A 19,454-nucleotide genomic window follows, 5' to 3' on the forward strand; every position below is an offset into this window, starting at 1 on the left:
AGCGGCCTAAGAGCGCTCATCTGGCTGTAAAACACTATTGCGCCATACGTAACGAATTTATGTTTGAGCCAGGTTTTCAGTAGCACACGTGGCGTAGTTTCTTGCCGTTTGCCATAGCCAATCCCTGAACGCTTTCAGTGAGGCCGATTCCACTTTCCGTTCAGGGATCATCAGGTGGTAAGCGCGGTTGTCTGAAAAGGCTTGAGGCACTGCAATGACCAGTTCGCCCCGGCTCAACTCCTGCTCGATAAGAAACGGTGGGATCAGCGCCACCCCCATCTGATGAATGGCAGCCTGGGCAAGCATTGAGAACAGCTCGTAGCGGGGGCCAGTAAGGTCTCGAGCGACCTGCAGGCCAGCAGCATTGAACCAGTGGCGCCAGGCATAAGGGCGCGTGGTTTGCTGTAACAAAGGAAGCGTGGCCAGGCAGGTAGCGTCCACGGGCGCATTGCCCGGCAGCAAGGCGGGGCTGCATACGGGCACAACCTGCTCGCTCATCAACCGGTAGGCATGGGCGCCTGGCCATTCTCCATCGCCACAATAAATAGCCGCATCGAAAGGCGTGTCGGCGAACAGAAATGGCCGAGTGCGGTTGGTAAGGTTCACCGTAATTTGAGGGTGCAAATGCTGAAACGCCTTGAGTCGTGGCAGCAGCCAGCGAGTCCCGAAGGTGGGTACCACTGCCAGTTCAAGCGCCACTGCGCCTTGCTGGCCCATCACGGATAGCGTGTCGCGTTCCACAGCATCCAGCTGAATAGCCACTTGGCGGGCATAGGACAAACCCGCCTCAGTAAGCTTTACCCCTCGGCGCGAGCGCCTGAACAATTCCACATTAAGAAAAGCTTCAAGGGCAGCGATCTGCCGACACACAGCACCTTGGGTCAGTGACAATTCTACCGCTGCCTTGGTAAAGCTTTCATGCCTGGCGGCAGCTTCAAAGCTGATAAGGGCGGCGGTACTGGGGATCTTTCTGCGCATAGCTCATAACCTTGGCTTGCATACCGGCCTTTGTGCAACGTTCGGAGTGAGAAATCAACACAACCTCTTGTTTAAAGCTCGTTTGAGGTGCGCCTATAGAGCTTCTAGGCTTAGGGCATGTGACTATCTGAAGGAGCAAAAGCCATGGCGACCCGTGCAAGCTTTAACTGGATCGACCCGTTGCTGCTGGACCAGCAACTGACAGAAGAAGAGCGCATGGTGCGCGACAGCGCAGCTCAGTTCGCCAATGCTAGCCTGGCGCCGAGGGTGCTTGAGGCCTTTCGCCATGAGCGCACAGACCCGTTGATTTTCCGCGAGATGGGGGATATGGGGCTATTGGGCGCCACTATTCCCGAGCAGTACGGCGGCAGCGGCCTTAATTATGTGTGCTATGGCTTGATCGCGCGTGAAGTAGAGCGCATCGATTCCGGCTACCGCTCCATGATGAGTGTGCAGTCCTCACTGGTGATGGTGCCTATCAATGAGTTCGGCACTCAAGCGCAGAAAGAAAAGTACCTGCCTAAGTTGGCTAGCGGCCAATGGATTGGCTGTTTCGGCCTCACCGAGCCCAACCACGGGTCAGATCCAGGGGCCATGCTTGCTCGCGCCAGGAAAGCCGAAGGCGGCTATCGCCTGAGCGGCAATAAGATGTGGATTACCAATAGCCCTATCGCTGATGTGTTCGTAGTGTGGGCCAAGGATGACGCTGGCGACATTCGTGGCTTCATCTTGGAGAAGGGCTGGGAAGGGCTTAGCGCGCCAGCGATTCATGGCAAGGTGGGGCTGCGCGCTTCCATCACCGGCGAAATCGTAATGGACAACGTGTTTGTTCCTGAGGAAAACGCGTTTCCAGACGTACGAGGCCTGAAGGGGCCTTTTACTTGCCTTAACTCTGCGCGCTACGGCATTGCTTGGGGGGCCTTAGGGGCTGCCGAGTACTGCTGGCACACCGCTCGGCAATACACGCTTGACCGTCAGCAGTTTGGCCGGCCCCTGGCCGCGACCCAGCTTGTACAGAAGAAGCTTGCAGACATGCAGACCGAGATCACCTTGGCGCTGCAGGGCTGCCTGCGACTGGGCCGTATGAAGGACGACGGTACAGCTGCGGTGGAAATCACCTCTATCATGAAACGCAACTCCTGCGGCAAGGCGCTGGACATTGCTCGCCTGGCGCGGGACATGCTGGGCGGCAATGGCATCTCCGACGAATTTGGGGTGGCCCGCCACCTGGTAAACCTGGAAGTGGTGAATACCTACGAAGGCACGCACGACGTTCACGCGCTCATTCTTGGGCGCGCACAAACGGGTATCCAGGCCTTCTATTAAGGAGCGGCTCAGATGGGGGCGTTATCGTCTGTAAAGGTACTCGACCTTTCTCGCGTACTGGCCGGCCCCTGGGCTGGACAGATACTGGGTGACCTAGGCGCAGAGGTGACGAAAGTAGAGCGCCCTGGCTGTGGCGATGACACCCGCGCATGGGGGCCGCCTTACCTAAAGGATGGCAATGGCGAAAGCACGGGCGAGGCGGCGTATTACTTGTCAGCCAATCGCAACAAGGCTTCGGTAACCATCGATTTCACGCGCCCGCAAGGCCAGCAGTTGATAAGGGCCTTGGCTGCCAAGGCCGACGTAGTGATCGAGAACTTCAAGGTAGGGGGCCTGGCCGCCTATGGGTTGGACTATGCCTCGCTGAGCGCCATCAACCCAAGGCTGATCTATTGCTCCATTACAGGCTTTGGGCAAACAGGCCCGTATGCCAAGCGAGCAGGCTACGACTTCATGGTGCAAGGGCTGGGTGGCTTGATGAGCCTGACGGGGCGCCCACAGGGCGAAGAAGGCGAGGGGCCGGTAAAAGTTGGCGTAGCGTTGACCGATATTCTCACCGGGTTGTATTCGACTGTAGCGATACTGGCGGCACTGGCTGAGCGCGAGTCCAGCGGCCAGGGGCAACATATTGATATGGCCTTGCTGGATGTACAGGTCGCGTGCCTGGCCAACCAAGCCATGAATTACCTGACTACCGGGGTAGCGCCAAAGCGGCTTGGCAACGCACACCCTAATATAGTGCCTTACCAAGACTTCCCTACTGCCGATGGCGATTTCATCCTGACCGTAGGGAATGATCAGCAATTTCGCAAATTTTCCAAGGTGGCGGGTTTTGAACATTGGGCAGATGACCCCCGCTTTGCTACCAATGCAGCGCGTGTGGCCAACCGGATGACGTTGGTGCCTTTGATTCGCCAGGCAACCGTGTTCAAGACGACTGCACAATGGGTTGCGCTCTTGGAGGCAGCCGGCGTGCCTTGTGGCCCTATCAATAACCTGGAGGACGTGTTTGCAGACCCTCAAGTAAAAGCCCGTGAGCTTGAGGTGGTACTGAATCACCCCTTGGCAGGTGTATTGAAGCAGGTAGCGAGCCCATTAAGGTTGTCGCGTACACCTGTGAAGTACCGGTCAGCCCCGCCTTTGCTCGGTGAGCACACTGATGCCGTACTTAGAGAGCAGCTAGGGCTTGAGCCCGAGGCCATTGAACTATTAAGGCACGAAGGGATAATTTGAACTAATTTGAAAATACCTGTTGACGCCCTTTCAAATCCCCTTATAATGCGCCCCACTTCCAGCGACAACGGAACAGCAAACTTCTTGAGAATCAAGGGTTTACAGTTTCAGATGTGCTGGAAGCGCTTCGGTCTCCGGATCGGATGCGGTGAAAAAGGGAGTTGACAGCAAGTTGTAACGCTGTAGAATTCGCCTCCCGCTTCGAGAGGTTGGTGAAGCGGTCAAGTGTTTGAAGTTGAACGAGAAATTCTGAAAACTTCGCAAAATAAACGCTTGACAAGATGTACAGGCAGCGTAGAATGCGCGCCTCGGTTGAAGCGAAACACTTCAGCCACCGCTCTTTAACAAATGAATCAAGCAATTCGTGTGGGTGCTTGTGAGTTGGACTGATTGTCACAATGATTATCAGCATCACAAGTAACTCAGCGAAGAAATTCGAATGAGTGGCTTCCTTCGGGAAGTCTTGCGATTGCTGAGCCAAGTTTAGGGTTTTCTCAAAACCCAAGCAGTATTGAACTGAAGAGTTTGATCATGGCTCAGATTGAACGCTGGCGGCAGGCCTAACACATGCAAGTCGAGCGGCAGCACGGGAGCTTGCTCCTGGTGGCGAGCGGCGGACGGGTGAGTAATGCCTAGGAATCTGCCTGATAGTGGGGGATAACAACCGGAAACGGTTGCTAATACCGCATACGTCCTACGGGAGAAAGTGGGGGACCCTCGGGCCTCACGCTATCAGATGAGCCTAGGTCGGATTAGCTAGTTGGTAGGGTAAAGGCCTACCAAGGCGACGATCCGTAACTGGTCTGAGAGGATGATCAGTCACACTGGAACTGAGACACGGTCCAGACTCCTACGGGAGGCAGCAGTGGGGAATATTGGACAATGGGCGAAAGCCTGATCCAGCCATGCCGCGTGTGTGAAGAAGGTCTTCGGATTGTAAAGCACTTTAAGTTGGGAGGAAGGGCAGCTAGCGAATACCTGGTTGTCTTGACGTTACCGACAGAATAAGCACCGGCTAACTCTGTGCCAGCAGCCGCGGTAATACAGAGGGTGCAAGCGTTAATCGGAATTACTGGGCGTAAAGCGCGCGTAGGCGGTTTGTCAAGTCGAATGTGAAATCCCCGGGCTCAACCTGGGAACTGCATCCGAAACTGGCAAGCTAGAGTATGGTAGAGGGTGGTGGAATTTCCTGTGTAGCGGTGAAATGCGTAGATATAGGAAGGAACATCAGTGGCGAAGGCGACCACCTGGACCAATACTGACGCTGAGGTGCGAAAGCGTGGGGAGCAAACAGGATTAGATACCCTGGTAGTCCACGCCGTAAACGATGTCAACTAGCCGTTGGGATCCTTGAGATCTTAGTGGCGCAGCTAACGCATTAAGTTGACCGCCTGGGGAGTACGGCCGCAAGGTTAAAACTCAAATGAATTGACGGGGGCCCGCACAAGCGGTGGAGCATGTGGTTTAATTCGAAGCAACGCGAAGAACCTTACCAGGCCTTGACATCCAATGAACTTTCCAGAGATGGATTGGTGCCTTCGGGAACATTGAGACAGGTGCTGCATGGCTGTCGTCAGCTCGTGTCGTGAGATGTTGGGTTAAGTCCCGTAACGAGCGCAACCCTTGTCCTTAGTTACCAGCACGTTATGGTGGGCACTCTAAGGAGACTGCCGGTGACAAACCGGAGGAAGGTGGGGATGACGTCAAGTCATCATGGCCCTTACGGCCTGGGCTACACACGTGCTACAATGGTCGGTACAGAGGGTTGCCAAGCCGCGAGGTGGAGCTAATCTCACAAAACCGATCGTAGTCCGGATCGCAGTCTGCAACTCGACTGCGTGAAGTCGGAATCGCTAGTAATCGCGAATCAGAACGTCGCGGTGAATACGTTCCCGGGCCTTGTACACACCGCCCGTCACACCATGGGAGTGGGTTGCACCAGAAGTAGCTAGTCTAACCTTCGGGAGGACGGTTACCACGGTGTGATTCATGACTGGGGTGAAGTCGTAACAAGGTAGCCGTAGGGGAACCTGCGGCTGGATCACCTCCTTAATCGACGACACAGCCACCCATAAGCACCCACACGAATTGCTTGATTCCTTGTAAAGACGATTAGGTGAAACGCCTCACGTCGGTCTGTAGCTCAGTTGGTTAGAGCGCACCCCATGCTTTGTGGTAAAGAGCAGGGTGAGGTCGGCATGCAGCGACCCAGTATTTGGGTCTGTAGCTCAGTTGGTTAGAGCGCACCCCTGATAAGGGTGAGGTCGGCAGTTCGAATCTGCCCAGACCCACCAGTTGTTTGGGGCCATAGCTCAGCTGGGAGAGCGCCTGCCTTGCACGCAGGAGGTCAGCGGTTCGATCCCGCTTGGCTCCACCACCTACATCATCGGTCAAAAGCTTAGAAATGAGCATTCCCTCAAGGCGAGGTTGAATGTTGATTTCTGGTCTTTTCCAGAATCGTTCTTTAAAAATTTGGGTATGTGATAGAAAGTTAGACTGAATAGCACTTTCACTGGTGTTCATTCAGGCTAAGGTAAAATTTGTGAGCTGTTCCTAGAACAGAAGTGCGAATTTTCGGCGAATGTTGTCTTCACAACCGTAATCCCGAGATTGCTTGGGGTTATATGGTCAAGTGAATAAGCGCATACGGTGGATGCCTTGGCAGTCAGAGGCGATGAAAGACGTGGTAGCCTGCGATAAGCTTCGGGGAGTCGGCAAACAGACTTTGATCCGGAGATCTCTGAATGGGGGAACCCACTCAGCATAAGCTGGGTATCTTGTACTGAATCCATAGGTGCAAGAGGCGAACCAGGGGAACTGAAACATCTAAGTACCCTGAGGAAAAGAAATCAACCGAGATTCCCTTAGTAGTGGCGAGCGAACGGGGACCAGCCCTTAAGTTGGTTTGAGATTAGCGGAACGCTCTGGAAAGTGCGGCCATAGTGGGTGATAGCCCTGTACGCGAAAATCTCTTGTCAATGAAATCGAGTAGGACGGAGCACGAGAAACTTTGTCTGAACATGGGGGGACCATCCTCCAAGGCTAAATACTACTGACTGACCGATAGTGAACCAGTACCGTGAGGGAAAGGCGAAAAGAACCCCGGAGAGGGGAGTGAAATAGAACCTGAAACCGTATGCGTACAAGCAGTGGGAGCAGACTTGTTCTGTGACTGCGTACCTTTTGTATAATGGGTCAGCGACTTATATTCAGTGGCGAGCTTAACCGAATAGGGGAGGCGTAGCGAAAGCGAGTCTTAATAGGGCGTTTAGTCGCTGGGTATAGACCCGAAACCGGGCGATCTATCCATGGGCAGGTTGAAGGTTAGGTAACACTGACTGGAGGACCGAACCGACTACCGTTGAAAAGTTAGCGGATGACCTGTGGATCGGAGTGAAAGGCTAATCAAGCTCGGAGATAGCTGGTTCTCCTCGAAAGCTATTTAGGTAGCGCCTCATGTATCACTGTAGGGGGTAGAGCACTGTTTCGGCTAGGGGGTCATCCCGACTTACCAAACCGATGCAAACTCCGAATACCTACAAGTGCCGAGCATGGGAGACACACGGCGGGTGCTAACGTCCGTCGTGAAAAGGGAAACAACCCAGACCGTCAGCTAAGGTCCCAAAGTTATGGTTAAGTGGGAAACGATGTGGGAAGGCTTAGACAGCTAGGAGGTTGGCTTAGAAGCAGCCACCCTTTAAAGAAAGCGTAATAGCTCACTAGTCGAGTCGGCCTGCGCGGAAGATGTAACGGGGCTCAAACCATACACCGAAGCTACGGGTGTCACGCAAGTGACGCGGTAGAGGAGCGTTCTGTAAGCCTGTGAAGGTCAGTTGAGAAGCTGGCTGGAGGTATCAGAAGTGCGAATGCTGACATGAGTAACGACAATGCGAGTGAAAAACTCGCACGCCGAAAAACCAAGGTTTCCTGCGCAACGTTAATCGACGCAGGGTTAGTCGGTCCCTAAGGCGAGGCTGAAAAGCGTAGTCGATGGAAAACAGGTTAATATTCCTGTACTTCTGGTTACTGCGATGGAGGGACGGAGAAGGCTAGGCCAGCTTGGCGTTGGTTGTCCAAGTTTAAGGTGGTAGGCTGAGATCTTAGGTAAATCCGGGATCTTAAGGCCGAGAGCTGATGACGAGTGTCCTTAGGACATGAAGTGGTCGATGCCATGCTTCCAGGAAAAGCTTCTAAGCTTCAGGTAACCAGGAACCGTACCCCAAACCGACACAGGTGGTTGGGTAGAGAATACCAAGGCGCTTGAGAGAACTCGGGTGAAGGAACTAGGCAAAATGGCACCGTAACTTCGGGAGAAGGTGCGCCGGCGAAGGTGAAGGGTTTACCCCGTAAGCTTTTGCCGGTCGAAGATACCAGGCCGCTGCGACTGTTTATTAAAAACACAGCACTCTGCAAACACGAAAGTGGACGTATAGGGTGTGACGCCTGCCCGGTGCCGGAAGGTTAATTGATGGGGTTAGCGCAAGCGAAGCTCTTGATCGAAGCCCCGGTAAACGGCGGCCGTAACTATAACGGTCCTAAGGTAGCGAAATTCCTTGTCGGGTAAGTTCCGACCTGCACGAATGGCGTAACGATGGCGGCGCTGTCTCCACCCGAGACTCAGTGAAATTGAAATCGCTGTGAAGATGCAGTGTATCCGCGGCTAGACGGAAAGACCCCGTGAACCTTTACTATAGCTTTGCACTGGACTTTGAGCTTGCTTGTGTAGGATAGGTGGGAGGCTTTGAAGCGTGGACGCCAGTCTGCGTGGAGCCAACCTTGAAATACCACCCTGGCAACCTTGAGGTTCTAACTCAGGTCCGTTATCCGGATCGAGGACAGTGTATGGTGGGTAGTTTGACTGGGGCGGTCTCCTCCCAAAGAGTAACGGAGGAGTACGAAGGTGCGCTCAGACCGGTCGGAAATCGGTCGTAGAGTATAAAGGCAAAAGCGCGCTTGACTGCGAGACAGACACGTCGAGCAGGTACGAAAGTAGGTCTTAGTGATCCGGTGGTTCTGTATGGAAGGGCCATCGCTCAACGGATAAAAGGTACTCCGGGGATAACAGGCTGATACCGCCCAAGAGTTCATATCGACGGCGGTGTTTGGCACCTCGATGTCGGCTCATCACATCCTGGGGCTGAAGCCGGTCCCAAGGGTATGGCTGTTCGCCATTTAAAGTGGTACGCGAGCTGGGTTTAGAACGTCGTGAGACAGTTCGGTCCCTATCTGCCGTGGACGTTTGAGATTTGAGAGGGGCTGCTCCTAGTACGAGAGGACCGGAGTGGACGAACCTCTGGTGTTCCGGTTGTCACGCCAGTGGCATTGCCGGGTAGCTATGTTCGGAAGAGATAACCGCTGAAAGCATCTAAGCGGGAAACTTGCCTCAAGATGAGATCTCACTGGAGCCTTGAGCTCCCTGAAGGGCCGTCGAAGACTACGACGTTGATAGGTGGGGTGTGTAAGCGCTGTGAGGCGTTGAGCTAACCCATACTAATTGCCCGTGAGGCTTGACCATATAACACCCAAGCAATCTGTGCCTGCACAGAGCGCGGTGGTGAAGACGCATCCGAAAAGACGCACACTCACACATCACATACCCAGATCTGCAGCCGCGTGAACACGAGGCCGCAACCCGAATTTCTTGACGACCATAGAGCATTGGAACCACCTGATCCCATCCCGAACTCAGCAGTGAAACGATGCATCGCCGATGGTAGTGTGGGGTTTCCCCATGTGAGAGTAGGTCATCGTCAAGATTCAAACCCAAAACCCCTGGTCGCCCTGCGATTAGGGGTTTTGCTTTTAAGTAGAAGTATCAAGAATTCTGCCAAGGCGCCTGTAAGGCGAAACGGCACCCCGAATTTCTTGACGACCATAGAGCATTGGAACCACCTGATCCCATCCCGAACTCAGTAGTGAAACGATGCATCGCCGATGGTAGTGTGGGGTTTCCCCATGTGAGAGTAGGTCATCGTCAAGATTCAAACATAAAAGCCCTGGCCGCTCACGCGACCAGGGCTTTTGTCTTTTAAGTCCAATTACACCGTTGCAGCATTCACCACACGGCTGGCCTCCTGCATAGCCCCATCAGCGAAGCCCTGCAGGAACGCGCTGAATGCATCACCGTTCAACTCGGCATCAGGCAAGGGCTCCGCTTGAATTGTCCAAGTGGCCCTCGACCTTTCCTCTCCAAGCACATTCACCTCCATGGCCGCCCATAGGTTGGCTACGGGAAGCGATGTATGAATCAGCGTCCAGGTCATACGCATCTCAAGTGAGTCATGGCTGTTAAGCTGTTCCACAGCAAAGTGGCCATCCTTGAAGGTTTTCCAGCGTACCTCCCCCACGCCTTGCCCGATCAGCTGAGTCCCCTCCAATGCTGTTATAAACCGTTGGAAGCCACCAAAATCGCCCACCACCGCCCAAGCCTCAGAAGCCGGTGAATCGATTTCCACAGTAGCCTGAACACGTACGCCAGTAGGGTTGTGAATGCGGGTATCGGGTTTGAGTTGAGCCATGGTCGTGCTCCTCTGGATAAAGCCAATGGATTGAAGGTAATCACAGCCGCGTGCGAGCAGTGCTGCGTCTTTAACGGGATAAGTGGCTGCCATGCGCTGAACCACACCAGCAGCGTTGTGGTAATCGATATTGGAGATGTCGCCAATGTCTTCTTCGAAGCCGCTCAGATAGAACCCCAGTACGCCAAATAGCGCATTGGCGCTGTCGACCTCAGCCAGGCGACGCTGCCAAGCTTCAACGGGCACCACGTCAAACGTGTGGCCTGCTGAGGCAAAAGCACGCACATAGTCCATCCAGCGCAATGGCATAGGGTTATGCAGGTTGAACACCGCGGCAGAAGCGTCGTGCCGGCTGGATTGGAAGGCGATCAGCTTCGCAAGGAAGTCCACTGGCATCAGATCGAAATCCAACTCCAATGCAGGGACGGCAGCGAGCTGCAGGGACCCCTTAAGCATCAGCATCAAACGATTCTTGTAAGGCTGAGATACCCCAGTTGTACTGTTGAAGCTGATATTGCCCGGGCGGAAGATATTAATGAAACAGCCGGCCTGATGTGCACGCTCTAGTATTCGCTCACCCGCCCATTTGGACAGGTTGTAGCCATTACGGATATACAAGGGGGGAGTAGGGGCAGGCCAGGTTTCCAAGACGGTGCCTGAAGGATCTATAGCGCTGCATGCAGACAGCGTGGAAACGAAGCTCAGGATCTTTTTACGTTTGCTCTCGCAAAAGCTCAACAAATGGAACAGCGGCTCAACGTTGTCGCCTGCAAGCGCAGCGTAATCCAGTACGTGATTCACATTAGCTGCGTTGTGGATAACTGCACCGCAGTTATTTTCAAGCTGTTGATAATCTGATTCAGATAAACCAAACCGGCGTTGAGCAATATCGCCTGAAACAACTCGCACACGCGACCTGTCCACAGCCAAACAGTTATCCACAAGTGCTGCTGAGAACCTGTCTTCTGCCGTTTCATTCACTCCAGGCCTGACCAGGCACGTTACTTCCGTTGCACCCCAGTCCAGCAGAGAGGCTACGATATGCACACCCAAAAAGCTGTTTGCACCGGTGACCAGAGGTTTATGCACATCCCCCAGCGCACTCAGCAACAAGGGAGTTATCCCCAGGGGCCGCGAAAGGTGATTCGCGATCTGTGGATCAATCGAATGCGCTGTTTCGGGTTCCCCGGCAGCGAGTAGTTGTTCAAGACATTCGATCGTCGGCCGCTCAATAAACCGATTAATCGAAATCACACAGTCAAATTGTTCCTTGAGTGCAATGAGTAAGCGTGACAACAGGATGGAGTGCCCGCCCAGATTGAAGAAGCTCTCATCGACAGGCATCTCTGCTGCACTCAATTCCAGCAGATCCGCCCATAGCGCTTGAAGCGTCCGCTGTCGATCCGTTCGAGGCGCATTTGCGCGAGAGGCTGTTGGGGGAAGGGGATAGGATTTAAGCGCCTGCCGGTCCACCTTGCCGTTCGCGCCTGAGGGCAATTGCTCGACCTGAACGTACATGGCGGGATGCATATAAGTAGGCAGGCGAGCTGCAACGTATTGCCCCAACTCATGTGCCATATCCGTACGAGAGGTTAGAGGCCCCGCAATAAAGGCAATGATCCGACGGTCATCGTTTACCATTACGGCTACTTGTTGACATAGCCGCGCATCACGCAAGCAACATTCGATCTCCTCCGGTTCCACCCGAAAGCCTCTGATCTTTACCTGGTTGTCCTTACGGCCTACCAGCTCCAGACCGCCCGCGCCCCAACGTGCAAGGTCACCGGTGCGGTAGGCACGTACCTGGTGCTCGTCTGGCAGCGTAAGGGATACGTAGCGTTCGCAGGTTAAGGCCGGGTTGTTCAAATAGCCCAGGCCAACACCTGGGCCAACGATATACAGTTCACCGGCCTCGCCATTGCCCACAGGCTGCCCTTGTTCATCCAGCAACCAGCATTGGCTATTGGCGATAGGGCTGCCCAGGGAGCGATTGGTGCTTGAAACATCGAACTGGGTAGCCGTCACCAGAACGGTCGCTTCTGTGGGGCCATACAAATTGAGAAAGCGGCACCGGCCCGCAAGCGCCTCGATGATCCACGGTTCACAGACATCGCCACCGGTGGCGATGCAGGTGATACCGTCCAAGCGGCTTAGCGGCAAGATGGCCAGCAAGGCGGGGGGCAGGAATCCTTGGCTCACGTGCTCGTTGGTCAGCAAGTCCAGAAGCCGCCCAGGATCACGCCGCTCGTCGTCGTTGGCAACGATCAAACATGCACCGGTCAGCCAGGTAGGGAAAAGGTCGATAGTGGCAGAATCAAAGCTTAGGGTGGAGAACTGCAGCACCTTTGAGCACTGGTTGAGCCCTGTGTAATCGGCATACCAAGCCGTGAAGTGGCTGAGGTTATGCTGACTTAGCAGTACTCCTTTGGGCTGCCCCGTGGTGCCAGAGGTGTAGAGCGCCATGCAAGGCCTGTCTGCGCTAAACGCTACTGGCTCCGAAGCAGTATTGCAGTGGGATAAATGCGAAGGTTCTACCGACTGCCAGTTTCCACCCGCCACTGCGCCTTCGCTGTCATGAAGCAACAGGCTGGCGCCGCTGTTCTCAAGAATATAGCGCCGGCGCTCCAAAGGATGACTGGGCTCGAGTGGTAGATAAATCGCACCCGCCAACAGTATGCCGAGCACGCAGGCAAACAATTGGGGGCTTTTACCCATGCATAGCCCCACCACTGGCGGTGACCCTGAACTCGCTTGGGCGACGATATGCTGGCGAACAACTTCTGCAGCCGCTCTGAGTTGCCCATAGGTGTGGCTCTCACCTTCCCAGCGAAGTGCAATGTGGTCGGTATGGCAAGCAAAGCTTTCCTCCAAGCGCACGCTTAAAGGCACATTGGCTATGGCCAGCAAATCGGGCCTTGAGGTCTGGTTAAGGCTGTGACGGTAGGCGATGGCATCGAAGGCTAATAAATGGCGGCGTAGGCCTGCAACAGGGGTAATCGGCGCAAGGGCCGCTAGCGCTGCTGCATCGCGTGAGTATTGGCCTACCCAGTCGCACAACGCTTGGACCCATTGCTGCAATGCCATGTGGTGCAGCACCTGGCCGTTGCCACGATGGTCGGCCTGAGCCGTGCAATGCGCTACTTCCTGCCCCTGGCACGTTACGACTAACGTCGCGAACGGCAGGCTGCCATGTGCTTCTATTCCGAGGTTCACACTTAACAGCAGTACCGTCGCATTGCCAAAATCGCGCCTTGCGGTAGCTTCCAGCACCAGGCTGCCGTCATCAATGATCAGGCTAGCCGCTACGCGCGGGAGGTCGAAGGGCGTTGTGTGTAAAACGCACAGGTGCCCATAGGCTTCAAGTTCCTGTGCCAGCGCACGCGCCAGTGCACTGTGCCCAAGCACCCAGATAGTAAGTTGTTGCATAACGTTCTCCGGCTATCAAGTGAGGTAGGACGCCAAGGCGGTATTGACACAGGGCGCGTCGAGCAAACTGCTGCGCCTGAAAAAGCGAACAATGTTCATGACCAGCGGATGACTGGGACCTATGGGAAATGCCAGTTCTGCCACTTCTCGCTTGAGTGCCTCTGCAACAGAGGCCGGTACGGGCAGCGCATCGATCAGCCGGATGTCGAATGCCTTCTGGATGTCGTTGGTAAGGTATTGCTCAATAAAGACCGGCAGCAGGCCAGCAATCACTTCACGGTCAGGCTGTGAAGCATTAGCCCAATACAAACGTGTCAATGCTGCCCAGAAACTGGAGTGCCTGCCTTCATCAGCCAAGTGATCAGCCATCAGCCCTTTTATGGACGGCTTTACACTGTCGTCTTTGGCAAAGGCTGCTACATCGTTGGTCACTGTATTTTCAGCAATGGCCACGCAAATCAGCTCCATGGCTGCCTTGAGGGATTCAGGCGCGCGAGCGACGGCTGCGGGAATGGCACGGCTGAGTTCTATCTCTTGGGGCATGTCGATGGGTTCGATACCCGTGGCTGCAATGGTTTGCTGCAGGAAGTCCATGGCAACTAGCGCGTGATAGTCCTCGTCCACCACAACCGTCATTGCGTCATAGCGGCAGGGCAAAGGGAAGGCCACACCGAAACGGCCCTTGGCAATATTGCGCGCCGTCTTGTCAACGATTTCCGTTTCAAAGATCACGATGTCGTTGATGAACTTGTATAACGTCTGCAGCAGAATAAAGTCCCTTTGTTCTGGGCAAGCGCGTTGAAGCACGGCGCTCATTGCCAAGGGCTGTCGGCTCAGCGGGTATATAAGCCGGTTATCGTTTTCCAACCGTCGGCGAGGGCGTGTACGAATAGTGGCCCGTTGTTCCCATTGCTCGGCAAATGACACGTAGGTAAATGCGCTCATGCCACCGCCTCCTTGCGAGAAGTCTGCAAGCTGGCCTGAAGGCGATCCCACAGGCGTAGTCGGCTGTCGACTGCTGAGATCGCGGCTTCAAAGACTTCCCTACGTAGAACTGGGTCATCGCCGGTAAGGCGATACAGCAGCCTTTCGGCGGCAGGGCCATGGTCTTCACTGTCCACATCGATGTGGCGCTGCAGGTAATAGCGGAAAGTAGGCGCCTGGGCCTGTGATACGCCCAAATCATCCAGCAAGCGCTGAAACATGGCAGGAATCACGCTCTCGCGACCATGCAGGAAGGCAGCCGCCACCTGGTGGGCAGGCGCGTGACAAGCCGTTTCCAAGGTATGCTTCACGAAGTGCATCGCCGCGCCATCGGCACCTGCGCTTACCAAGGCTTGTTGGTAACCTTCGCCATTACGCTGCAGCGTAATGAAGTGCTCGATGGACTGGGTACTAGCGCCTACTTCACGCATGGCATCAAGGTAAAGTTCGAAGTGACTGTAGTGCCCACCACCCAAACGTTTGTCAGATTCTTCACCCGCTACAATTTCATTGATCAAGCGGGCAGATTCCGGATCAGTAGGGGGTAACCAAGGCAGGCCTGTGCAAGTAAGCTCGTTCTGCAGGCGTTTTGTCAGAGACATGAAGTCCCATACTGCGTACACATGGGTCTGCATGAAAACACGCAAGTCTGCCAAGGTTGTTATTGCCGAGAATATGGGATGTTGGGCAAGCGCCTGTTTGCGGACAAGCAGGGCGTTTTCAAGTACATGCATATGGAGCCTCCAAAGTATAAAGATGTAGTCCATCCATCCCCGGAAAAATGGGCAAAACCGTAACAGTGGCTCTAGGCCGCAGTTTTCAAGCAATGTAGGACGTTGTGCCGTGGTACGGGCGTATAAAGACAGCGCAGACGCGGCTGGGCTTATACAAAAATGGATCCGTATCGGCTTATTTAAGCTAGTTCAGTGGAAGTGCGTTTTGCAAGAACTTTTAAGTATATTTCTTATTCTATGTTTTTTAGGGGCGAGCAACTTCATAAAACCTCTTTTTCAGGTTTTTAAAGGCGTAGAACTTCCTTCCGATCAAATATGATCGAAACCAGGAGGTGCGCATGAGGGCGCAATACGCTAAGGGCTTGGGCGTTCAGATAGGGGAATTTGTAAGCCGCTTTACAGGCGGCAGGCGCAGCCTCCTCGAACCGGCGTCTCGGAACGAGACTTTTACCGATCAAAATAAAGAGTGTGCGTTTTGTCCGCGCATTACCATCAGGCCAATGTGTATCTGTTAATTACCTGAATGGCGCGCAGCAGGGTGCAGCACGCAGGGCGTGCCGTCAGAAGGAAGGGATTAGCGCCAGCAGGCTGGCGCAGACGTTACTTTTTCTGTGCGCTTTCCAGGTAGCGAGTAATAACTTCGATACCCCGCTGGAGATGAACTGTAAGCAATTGAACGGTTAAGTCCACATCGCCGGCCCGTGCTGCAGCAACCAGCTGGCGATGGTCATCCTGGGATACCTTGCCAAGGCCCATAGCCTTCAGGTTGAACCGCAAGAACCGTTCTTCCTCTTCCAGGCCTATAGTCACAAGCGTCATCAGGCGACGGTTGTGTGCCTTGCTGTACAACCTCAGGTGAAGCTGTTTGTTGAGTTCGCCCATCAGCGAATAGTCTGTTTCAGCTTCCAGGCGTTCGATCAGCTGATCCGCTTCGCCCAGCTCCACCTCGGTGAGGTGCGGCACCGATTGGCGCAAGGCCTCACACTCCAGCAGAATCCTGAGTTCGTAGGTTTCAGGGGCGTCCCAAGTAATCAATGGCGCAACCACAGCGCCCTTGTGTTGTTCTACTGTGAGCAGCCCTTGTGCTTCAAGTTGACGCAGGGCTTCGCGCACGGGCATGCGGCTTACGCCAAACAGCGTGGCCAGTTCCTGCTGACGGACGGCCATCCCAGTGGGCAAGCTTCCATCCAGGATAGCGTTGCGCAAGCGCTCTTCGATGATCGACCGAGCAAGGTGAGGTGGAAGCTGTTCTGCAGACAGCACAACACTCAAAGGGCTGGGTTTTCTAGGCACGTTGACTACCTTGATAAATGTGAAACTACTAAATGCTATCGACCGAAGTCCTGCCGGATTTAGCTCCCTGCTATTCAAACACGCCAATTGATGTGTGGGCCGGGACCTACAATCACAATGGAAAGGAGCTTACGTCCTTTGCGGAACGTTTTCAGCACTTACCATTGCCGTTCAGTGGCTTATCGCGCTTATTTGACAACCCATCGACAAATGTCGATAAAGTGATACCACGTTGCCATTGTATTTTGCTGACTCTACCCTCACCATCCGTTTCTTTCCAGTGTTGGTCAGGCCGGCCGTAGTGGTGAAAGGTCGTTCCATAGGTGTACTGCTACGCCGCCTAGCGATGGTGATGGCGGTGAGCTTTGGCTTGCTTGGGGTTTTACAGGCCGACTGGGACTTTTCCGCGATCAGCCGCCGTGCACAGGCACTCTATGGCCCCTTAGGTGCAGGCCAGCAGCGGATCGATGCATGGCAACGGCTGCTTGCAACCGAGAAACAGGTTCCTGAAGCCGAACAACTGAACGTAGTGAACCTGTTTTTCAATCATCAGATGCAGTACCGGGAAGATATCGATCTTTGGCAGGAGGTCGATTACTGGGCCACCCCCGTACAGTCTCTGTGGAAAGGCGCCGGTGATTGTGAAGACTATGCTATCGCGAAGTATTTCAGCCTGCGCCATCTTGGCGTTTCAGGGGAGAAGCTACGCATCACCTACGTCAAGGCGCTGCGACAGAACCGTGCCCATATGGTACTCACCTATTATTCAAGCCCTGAGGCCATGCCTTTGGTGCTCGATAGCCTGATGGATGGCATTCTTCCGGCCAGCCAGCGTACGGACCTCTTACCCGTGTATGCCTTTAATGCCGAGGGCCTGTGGTTAACCGGCGCTGGCGGGAACAAGCGGGTAGGGGATACCAAGCGGCTTTCCCGCTGGCAGGATGTACTGAAGAAAATGGCCGCCGAAGGCTTTCCGGCTGACCCTACTCAATAAACTGGAGCCATGATGTCCCTGTTCAAGCAATTATTGCTCGCCATCTGCCTGTTTCTGATCGTGGCGTTCAGCGGGAGCTTCATGGTTAGCCTGGAAAGTTCGCGCGCCCAGTACGTCAATCAGTTGCGTTCCCATGCACAGGACGCCGCCACGGCACTGGCGCTATCCCTGACCCCGAATATCGATGACCCAGCCATGGTCGAACTGATGGTCAGTTCGATCTTTGATAGCGGCTACTACGCCAGCATCCGTGTGGTGGACTTGGCGGATAACAAGGTAATGGTCGAGCGCAGTGCCGAACCGGACAGTGCAGGAGTACCTGGGTGGTTTATCCGGCTCATTGGCCTGGAGGCAGCGGGCAGTGATGCTTTGGTCAGCCGTGGTTGGCAGCAGGCTGCGCGGGTTGAGGTGGTAAGCCACCCCATGTTTGCCCTGGCCAAGTTATGGGAAAGCGCCTTGGGGAGCCTGAGCTGGCTGCTGATCTGTGGCGCTGTCAGTGGCGTGCTTGGTGCGCTGCTGCTAAAACGGCAGTTACGTCCGCTTGATTATATGGTCGAGCAAGCCCACGGCATTGCCCGTCGAGAATTTCTGATCTTGCCGCAGTTGCCTCGCACACCTGAACTGCGCCGTGTCGTGCAGGCCATGAATCAGATGGTAGAGAAGCTCAAGGCACTGTTCATGGAGCAGGCCGAGCGTAGTGAGCGGCTGCGGGAAGAGTCGTACCAAGACACCCTCACAGGCCTTGCCAACCGTCGTTATTTCGACATGCAGTTGCAGGCTCGCGTGAGCCACGCTGAAGAAAACGGCGCTGGCTATCTGCTTCTACTACGCGTCAATGATTTGGCCGGCCTTAACCTGCGCATGGGGGCACCTGCTGCCGATGCCTTGCTCAAGGAAGTTGGGGCCATGCTGGTCAGGCACTGCGCACGGCACCCCGAAACCAGTAACCTGATCTGCCGCAGCCGCGGTGGTGAGTTTTCCGTGCTGGCGCCAGGCGTTACCCTCGAAGAAGCCAAGCAGCTGGCTGAAACGCTGGATACTGCACTGCACAGCCTGTATGAAACAGGTGCCTCGGACGTGTACCCCGCCGCCTGGATGGGGTTAGCGCCCTATACGGCAGGTGAGGCACCCCAGGACCTGCTCAAACTCGCAGACCAGGCATTGGCTCAGGCGGAGGGCGCTGGCGAAGCCCATTGGGTATGCCTGGATCAACAAGCCGCACAGGTGGGGGGTGACGACCACCATGCGTGGTATCAATTGCTGGACGAAGCGTTAACGACCTCCCGCTTTCAGCTGTTCTTCCAACCGGTTGTCAATACCCACGATGCCACGCCCTTGCATTACAAGGTGCTGTCTCGCGTGCTGGATGCCCAAGGCCAGGCCGTCGCGGCGGGGCGGTTCTTGCCGTGGATTGAGCGGTTTGGCTGGTCCAGCCGGCTGGACCTGATCATGCTGCGCCTGGTGCTGGCACATTTGCAAGCACGCCCAGGGGTACTGGCCCTCAACCTCTCTGCCGCTACCTTGGACGACCCCCAAGCCCTAGGCCGTATCTTCGAGCTGTTGAACCAGCACACTGCGCTGGGGCCTCGGCTGGTCTTCGAAATCGGCGAAGAACAATTACCAGAGCAACAGGTGCTTGAACATGTCACACGGCGCCTTCACGCCTTAGGCTTCGGCCTGGCGCTACAGCACTTCGGTGGGCGCTTCAGCATGATTGGCAACCTGGCGAACCTGGGCCTGGCGTACCTGAAAGTGGACGGTAGCTACATCCGCGCCATCGACCAGGAAAACCACAAGCGGCTGTTCATTGAGGCCATTCAGCGGGCAGCACACAGTATCGACTTGCCCGTGATCGCCGAGCGGGTAGAAACCGAGGGCGAACTGGCGGTTATCCGCGAGATGGGTATTTCAGCCGTGCAAGGCCGGCTGGTAGGTGAGCCCGGCCCTTGGCAATAAGCCGCCCGTCGC

9 protein-coding genes, 2 tRNA genes and 4 rRNA genes are annotated in these 19,454 nt (G+C 55.0%); 10 read left to right on the plus strand and 5 right to left on the minus strand.

Annotated elements, in window-relative coordinates; translation table 11 throughout:
• Window positions 1-57: 57 nt before the first annotated feature.
• Window positions 58-978 carry a LysR family transcriptional regulator gene (locus tag ACSAMW_RS15400; RefSeq protein WP_500591022.1) on the minus strand — a complete coding sequence of 307 codons (921 nt, stop codon included), beginning with the start codon at window positions 976-978 and terminating at the stop codon, window positions 58-60.
• 144 nt (window positions 979-1,122) lie between these two features.
• On the opposite strand from ACSAMW_RS15400, the gene ACSAMW_RS15405 reads away from it, so the two are divergent.
• The 8 genes from ACSAMW_RS15405 to rrf (ACSAMW_RS15440) all read left to right on the plus strand — a co-directional run bounded on the left by ACSAMW_RS15405 (window position 1,123) and on the right by rrf (ACSAMW_RS15440) (window position 9,517).
• The gene (locus tag ACSAMW_RS15405; protein ID WP_500591023.1) at window positions 1,123-2,304 is read left to right on the plus strand and encodes an acyl-CoA dehydrogenase; all 1,182 of its coding nucleotides are present in this window, start codon (window positions 1,123-1,125) and stop codon (window positions 2,302-2,304) included.
• A 12-nt stretch (window positions 2,305-2,316) separates the two neighbouring features.
• Window positions 2,317-3,537 (plus strand): CaiB/BaiF CoA transferase family protein, encoded by a 1,221-nt coding sequence (locus ACSAMW_RS15410; protein ID WP_500591024.1) that lies wholly within the window; start codon window positions 2,317-2,319, stop codon window positions 3,535-3,537.
• Between the two features lie 513 nt (window positions 3,538-4,050).
• Window positions 4,051-5,589, plus strand: a 16S ribosomal RNA gene (locus ACSAMW_RS15415).
• 165 nt (window positions 5,590-5,754) lie between these two features.
• Window positions 5,755-5,831, plus strand: a tRNA-Ile gene (locus tag ACSAMW_RS15420).
• Between the two features lie 7 nt (window positions 5,832-5,838).
• Window positions 5,839-5,914 (plus strand) — tRNA-Ala (locus tag ACSAMW_RS15425).
• A gap of 249 nt (window positions 5,915-6,163) precedes the next feature.
• Window positions 6,164-9,052 (plus strand): 23S ribosomal RNA (locus tag ACSAMW_RS15430).
• 125 nt (window positions 9,053-9,177) lie between these two features.
• Window positions 9,178-9,293, plus strand: a 5S ribosomal RNA gene (gene rrf / locus ACSAMW_RS15435).
• Between the two features lie 108 nt (window positions 9,294-9,401).
• Window positions 9,402-9,517, plus strand: a 5S ribosomal RNA gene (gene rrf, locus ACSAMW_RS15440).
• Together the 16S, 23S and 5S rRNA genes with 2 tRNA genes alongside form the textbook arrangement of a ribosomal RNA operon.
• A 58-nt stretch (window positions 9,518-9,575) precedes the next feature.
• Here the strand turns inward: rrf (ACSAMW_RS15440) and ACSAMW_RS15445 are convergent.
• From ACSAMW_RS15445 to ACSAMW_RS15460, 4 genes are all read right to left on the minus strand, one after another.
• Complete coding sequence (locus tag ACSAMW_RS15445) at window positions 9,576-13,481, minus strand: amino acid adenylation domain-containing protein (RefSeq protein ID WP_500591025.1); 3,906 nt, start codon at window positions 13,479-13,481, stop codon at window positions 9,576-9,578.
• Window positions 13,482-13,496: 15 nt separating this feature from the next.
• A complete protein-coding gene (locus ACSAMW_RS15450; RefSeq protein WP_500591026.1) occupies window positions 13,497-14,426 on the minus strand; it encodes a diiron oxygenase in 930 nt (309 codons plus the stop codon).
• Entirely contained in the window at window positions 14,423-15,199 is a 777-nt protein-coding gene (locus tag ACSAMW_RS15455; protein ID WP_500591027.1) for a DUF3050 domain-containing protein, read from the minus strand. The genes ACSAMW_RS15450 and ACSAMW_RS15455 overlap by 4 nt, the downstream gene beginning before the upstream one ends.
• Before the next feature lie 600 nt (window positions 15,200-15,799).
• The gene (locus tag ACSAMW_RS15460; protein ID WP_500591028.1) at window positions 15,800-16,492 is read right to left on the minus strand and encodes a GntR family transcriptional regulator; all 693 of its coding nucleotides are present in this window, start codon (window positions 16,490-16,492) and stop codon (window positions 15,800-15,802) included.
• Between the two features lie 319 nt (window positions 16,493-16,811).
• On the opposite strand from ACSAMW_RS15460, the gene lapG reads away from it, so the two are divergent.
• Both lapG and lapD read left to right on the plus strand, forming a co-directional pair.
• On the plus strand, window positions 16,812-17,486 hold the full coding sequence (gene lapG, locus ACSAMW_RS15465) for a cysteine protease LapG (RefSeq protein ID WP_500594054.1): 675 nt from the start codon (window positions 16,812-16,814) through the stop codon (window positions 17,484-17,486).
• Window positions 17,487-17,498: 12 nt separating this feature from the next.
• Entirely contained in the window at window positions 17,499-19,442 is a 1,944-nt protein-coding gene (gene lapD, locus ACSAMW_RS15470; protein ID WP_500591029.1) for a cyclic di-GMP receptor LapD, read from the plus strand.
• Window positions 19,443-19,454: the final 12 nt, after the last annotated feature.

It is taken from the genome of Pseudomonas sp. AB39(2026) (genome assembly GCF_059831485.1).

Excerpts from the sequence above, each read along its gene's own strand:
- ACSAMW_RS15400 (WP_500591022.1), bottom strand. The coding sequence starts at position 978 with ATGCGCAGAAAGATCCCCAGTACCGCCGCCCTTATCAGCTTTGAAGCT.
- ACSAMW_RS15405 (WP_500591023.1), top strand. The coding sequence starts at position 1,123 with ATGGCGACCCGTGCAAGCTTTAACTGGATCGACCCGTTGCTGCTGGAC.
- ACSAMW_RS15410 (WP_500591024.1), top strand. The coding sequence starts at position 2,317 with ATGGGGGCGTTATCGTCTGTAAAGGTACTCGACCTTTCTCGCGTACTG.
- ACSAMW_RS15445 (WP_500591025.1), bottom strand. The coding sequence starts at position 13,481 with ATGCAACAACTTACTATCTGGGTGCTTGGGCACAGTGCACTGGCGCGT.
- ACSAMW_RS15450 (WP_500591026.1), bottom strand. The coding sequence starts at position 14,426 with ATGAGCGCATTTACCTACGTGTCATTTGCCGAGCAATGGGAACAACGG.
- ACSAMW_RS15455 (WP_500591027.1), bottom strand. The coding sequence starts at position 15,199 with ATGCATGTACTTGAAAACGCCCTGCTTGTCCGCAAACAGGCGCTTGCC.
- lapD (WP_500591029.1), top strand. The coding sequence starts at position 17,499 with ATGTCCCTGTTCAAGCAATTATTGCTCGCCATCTGCCTGTTTCTGATC.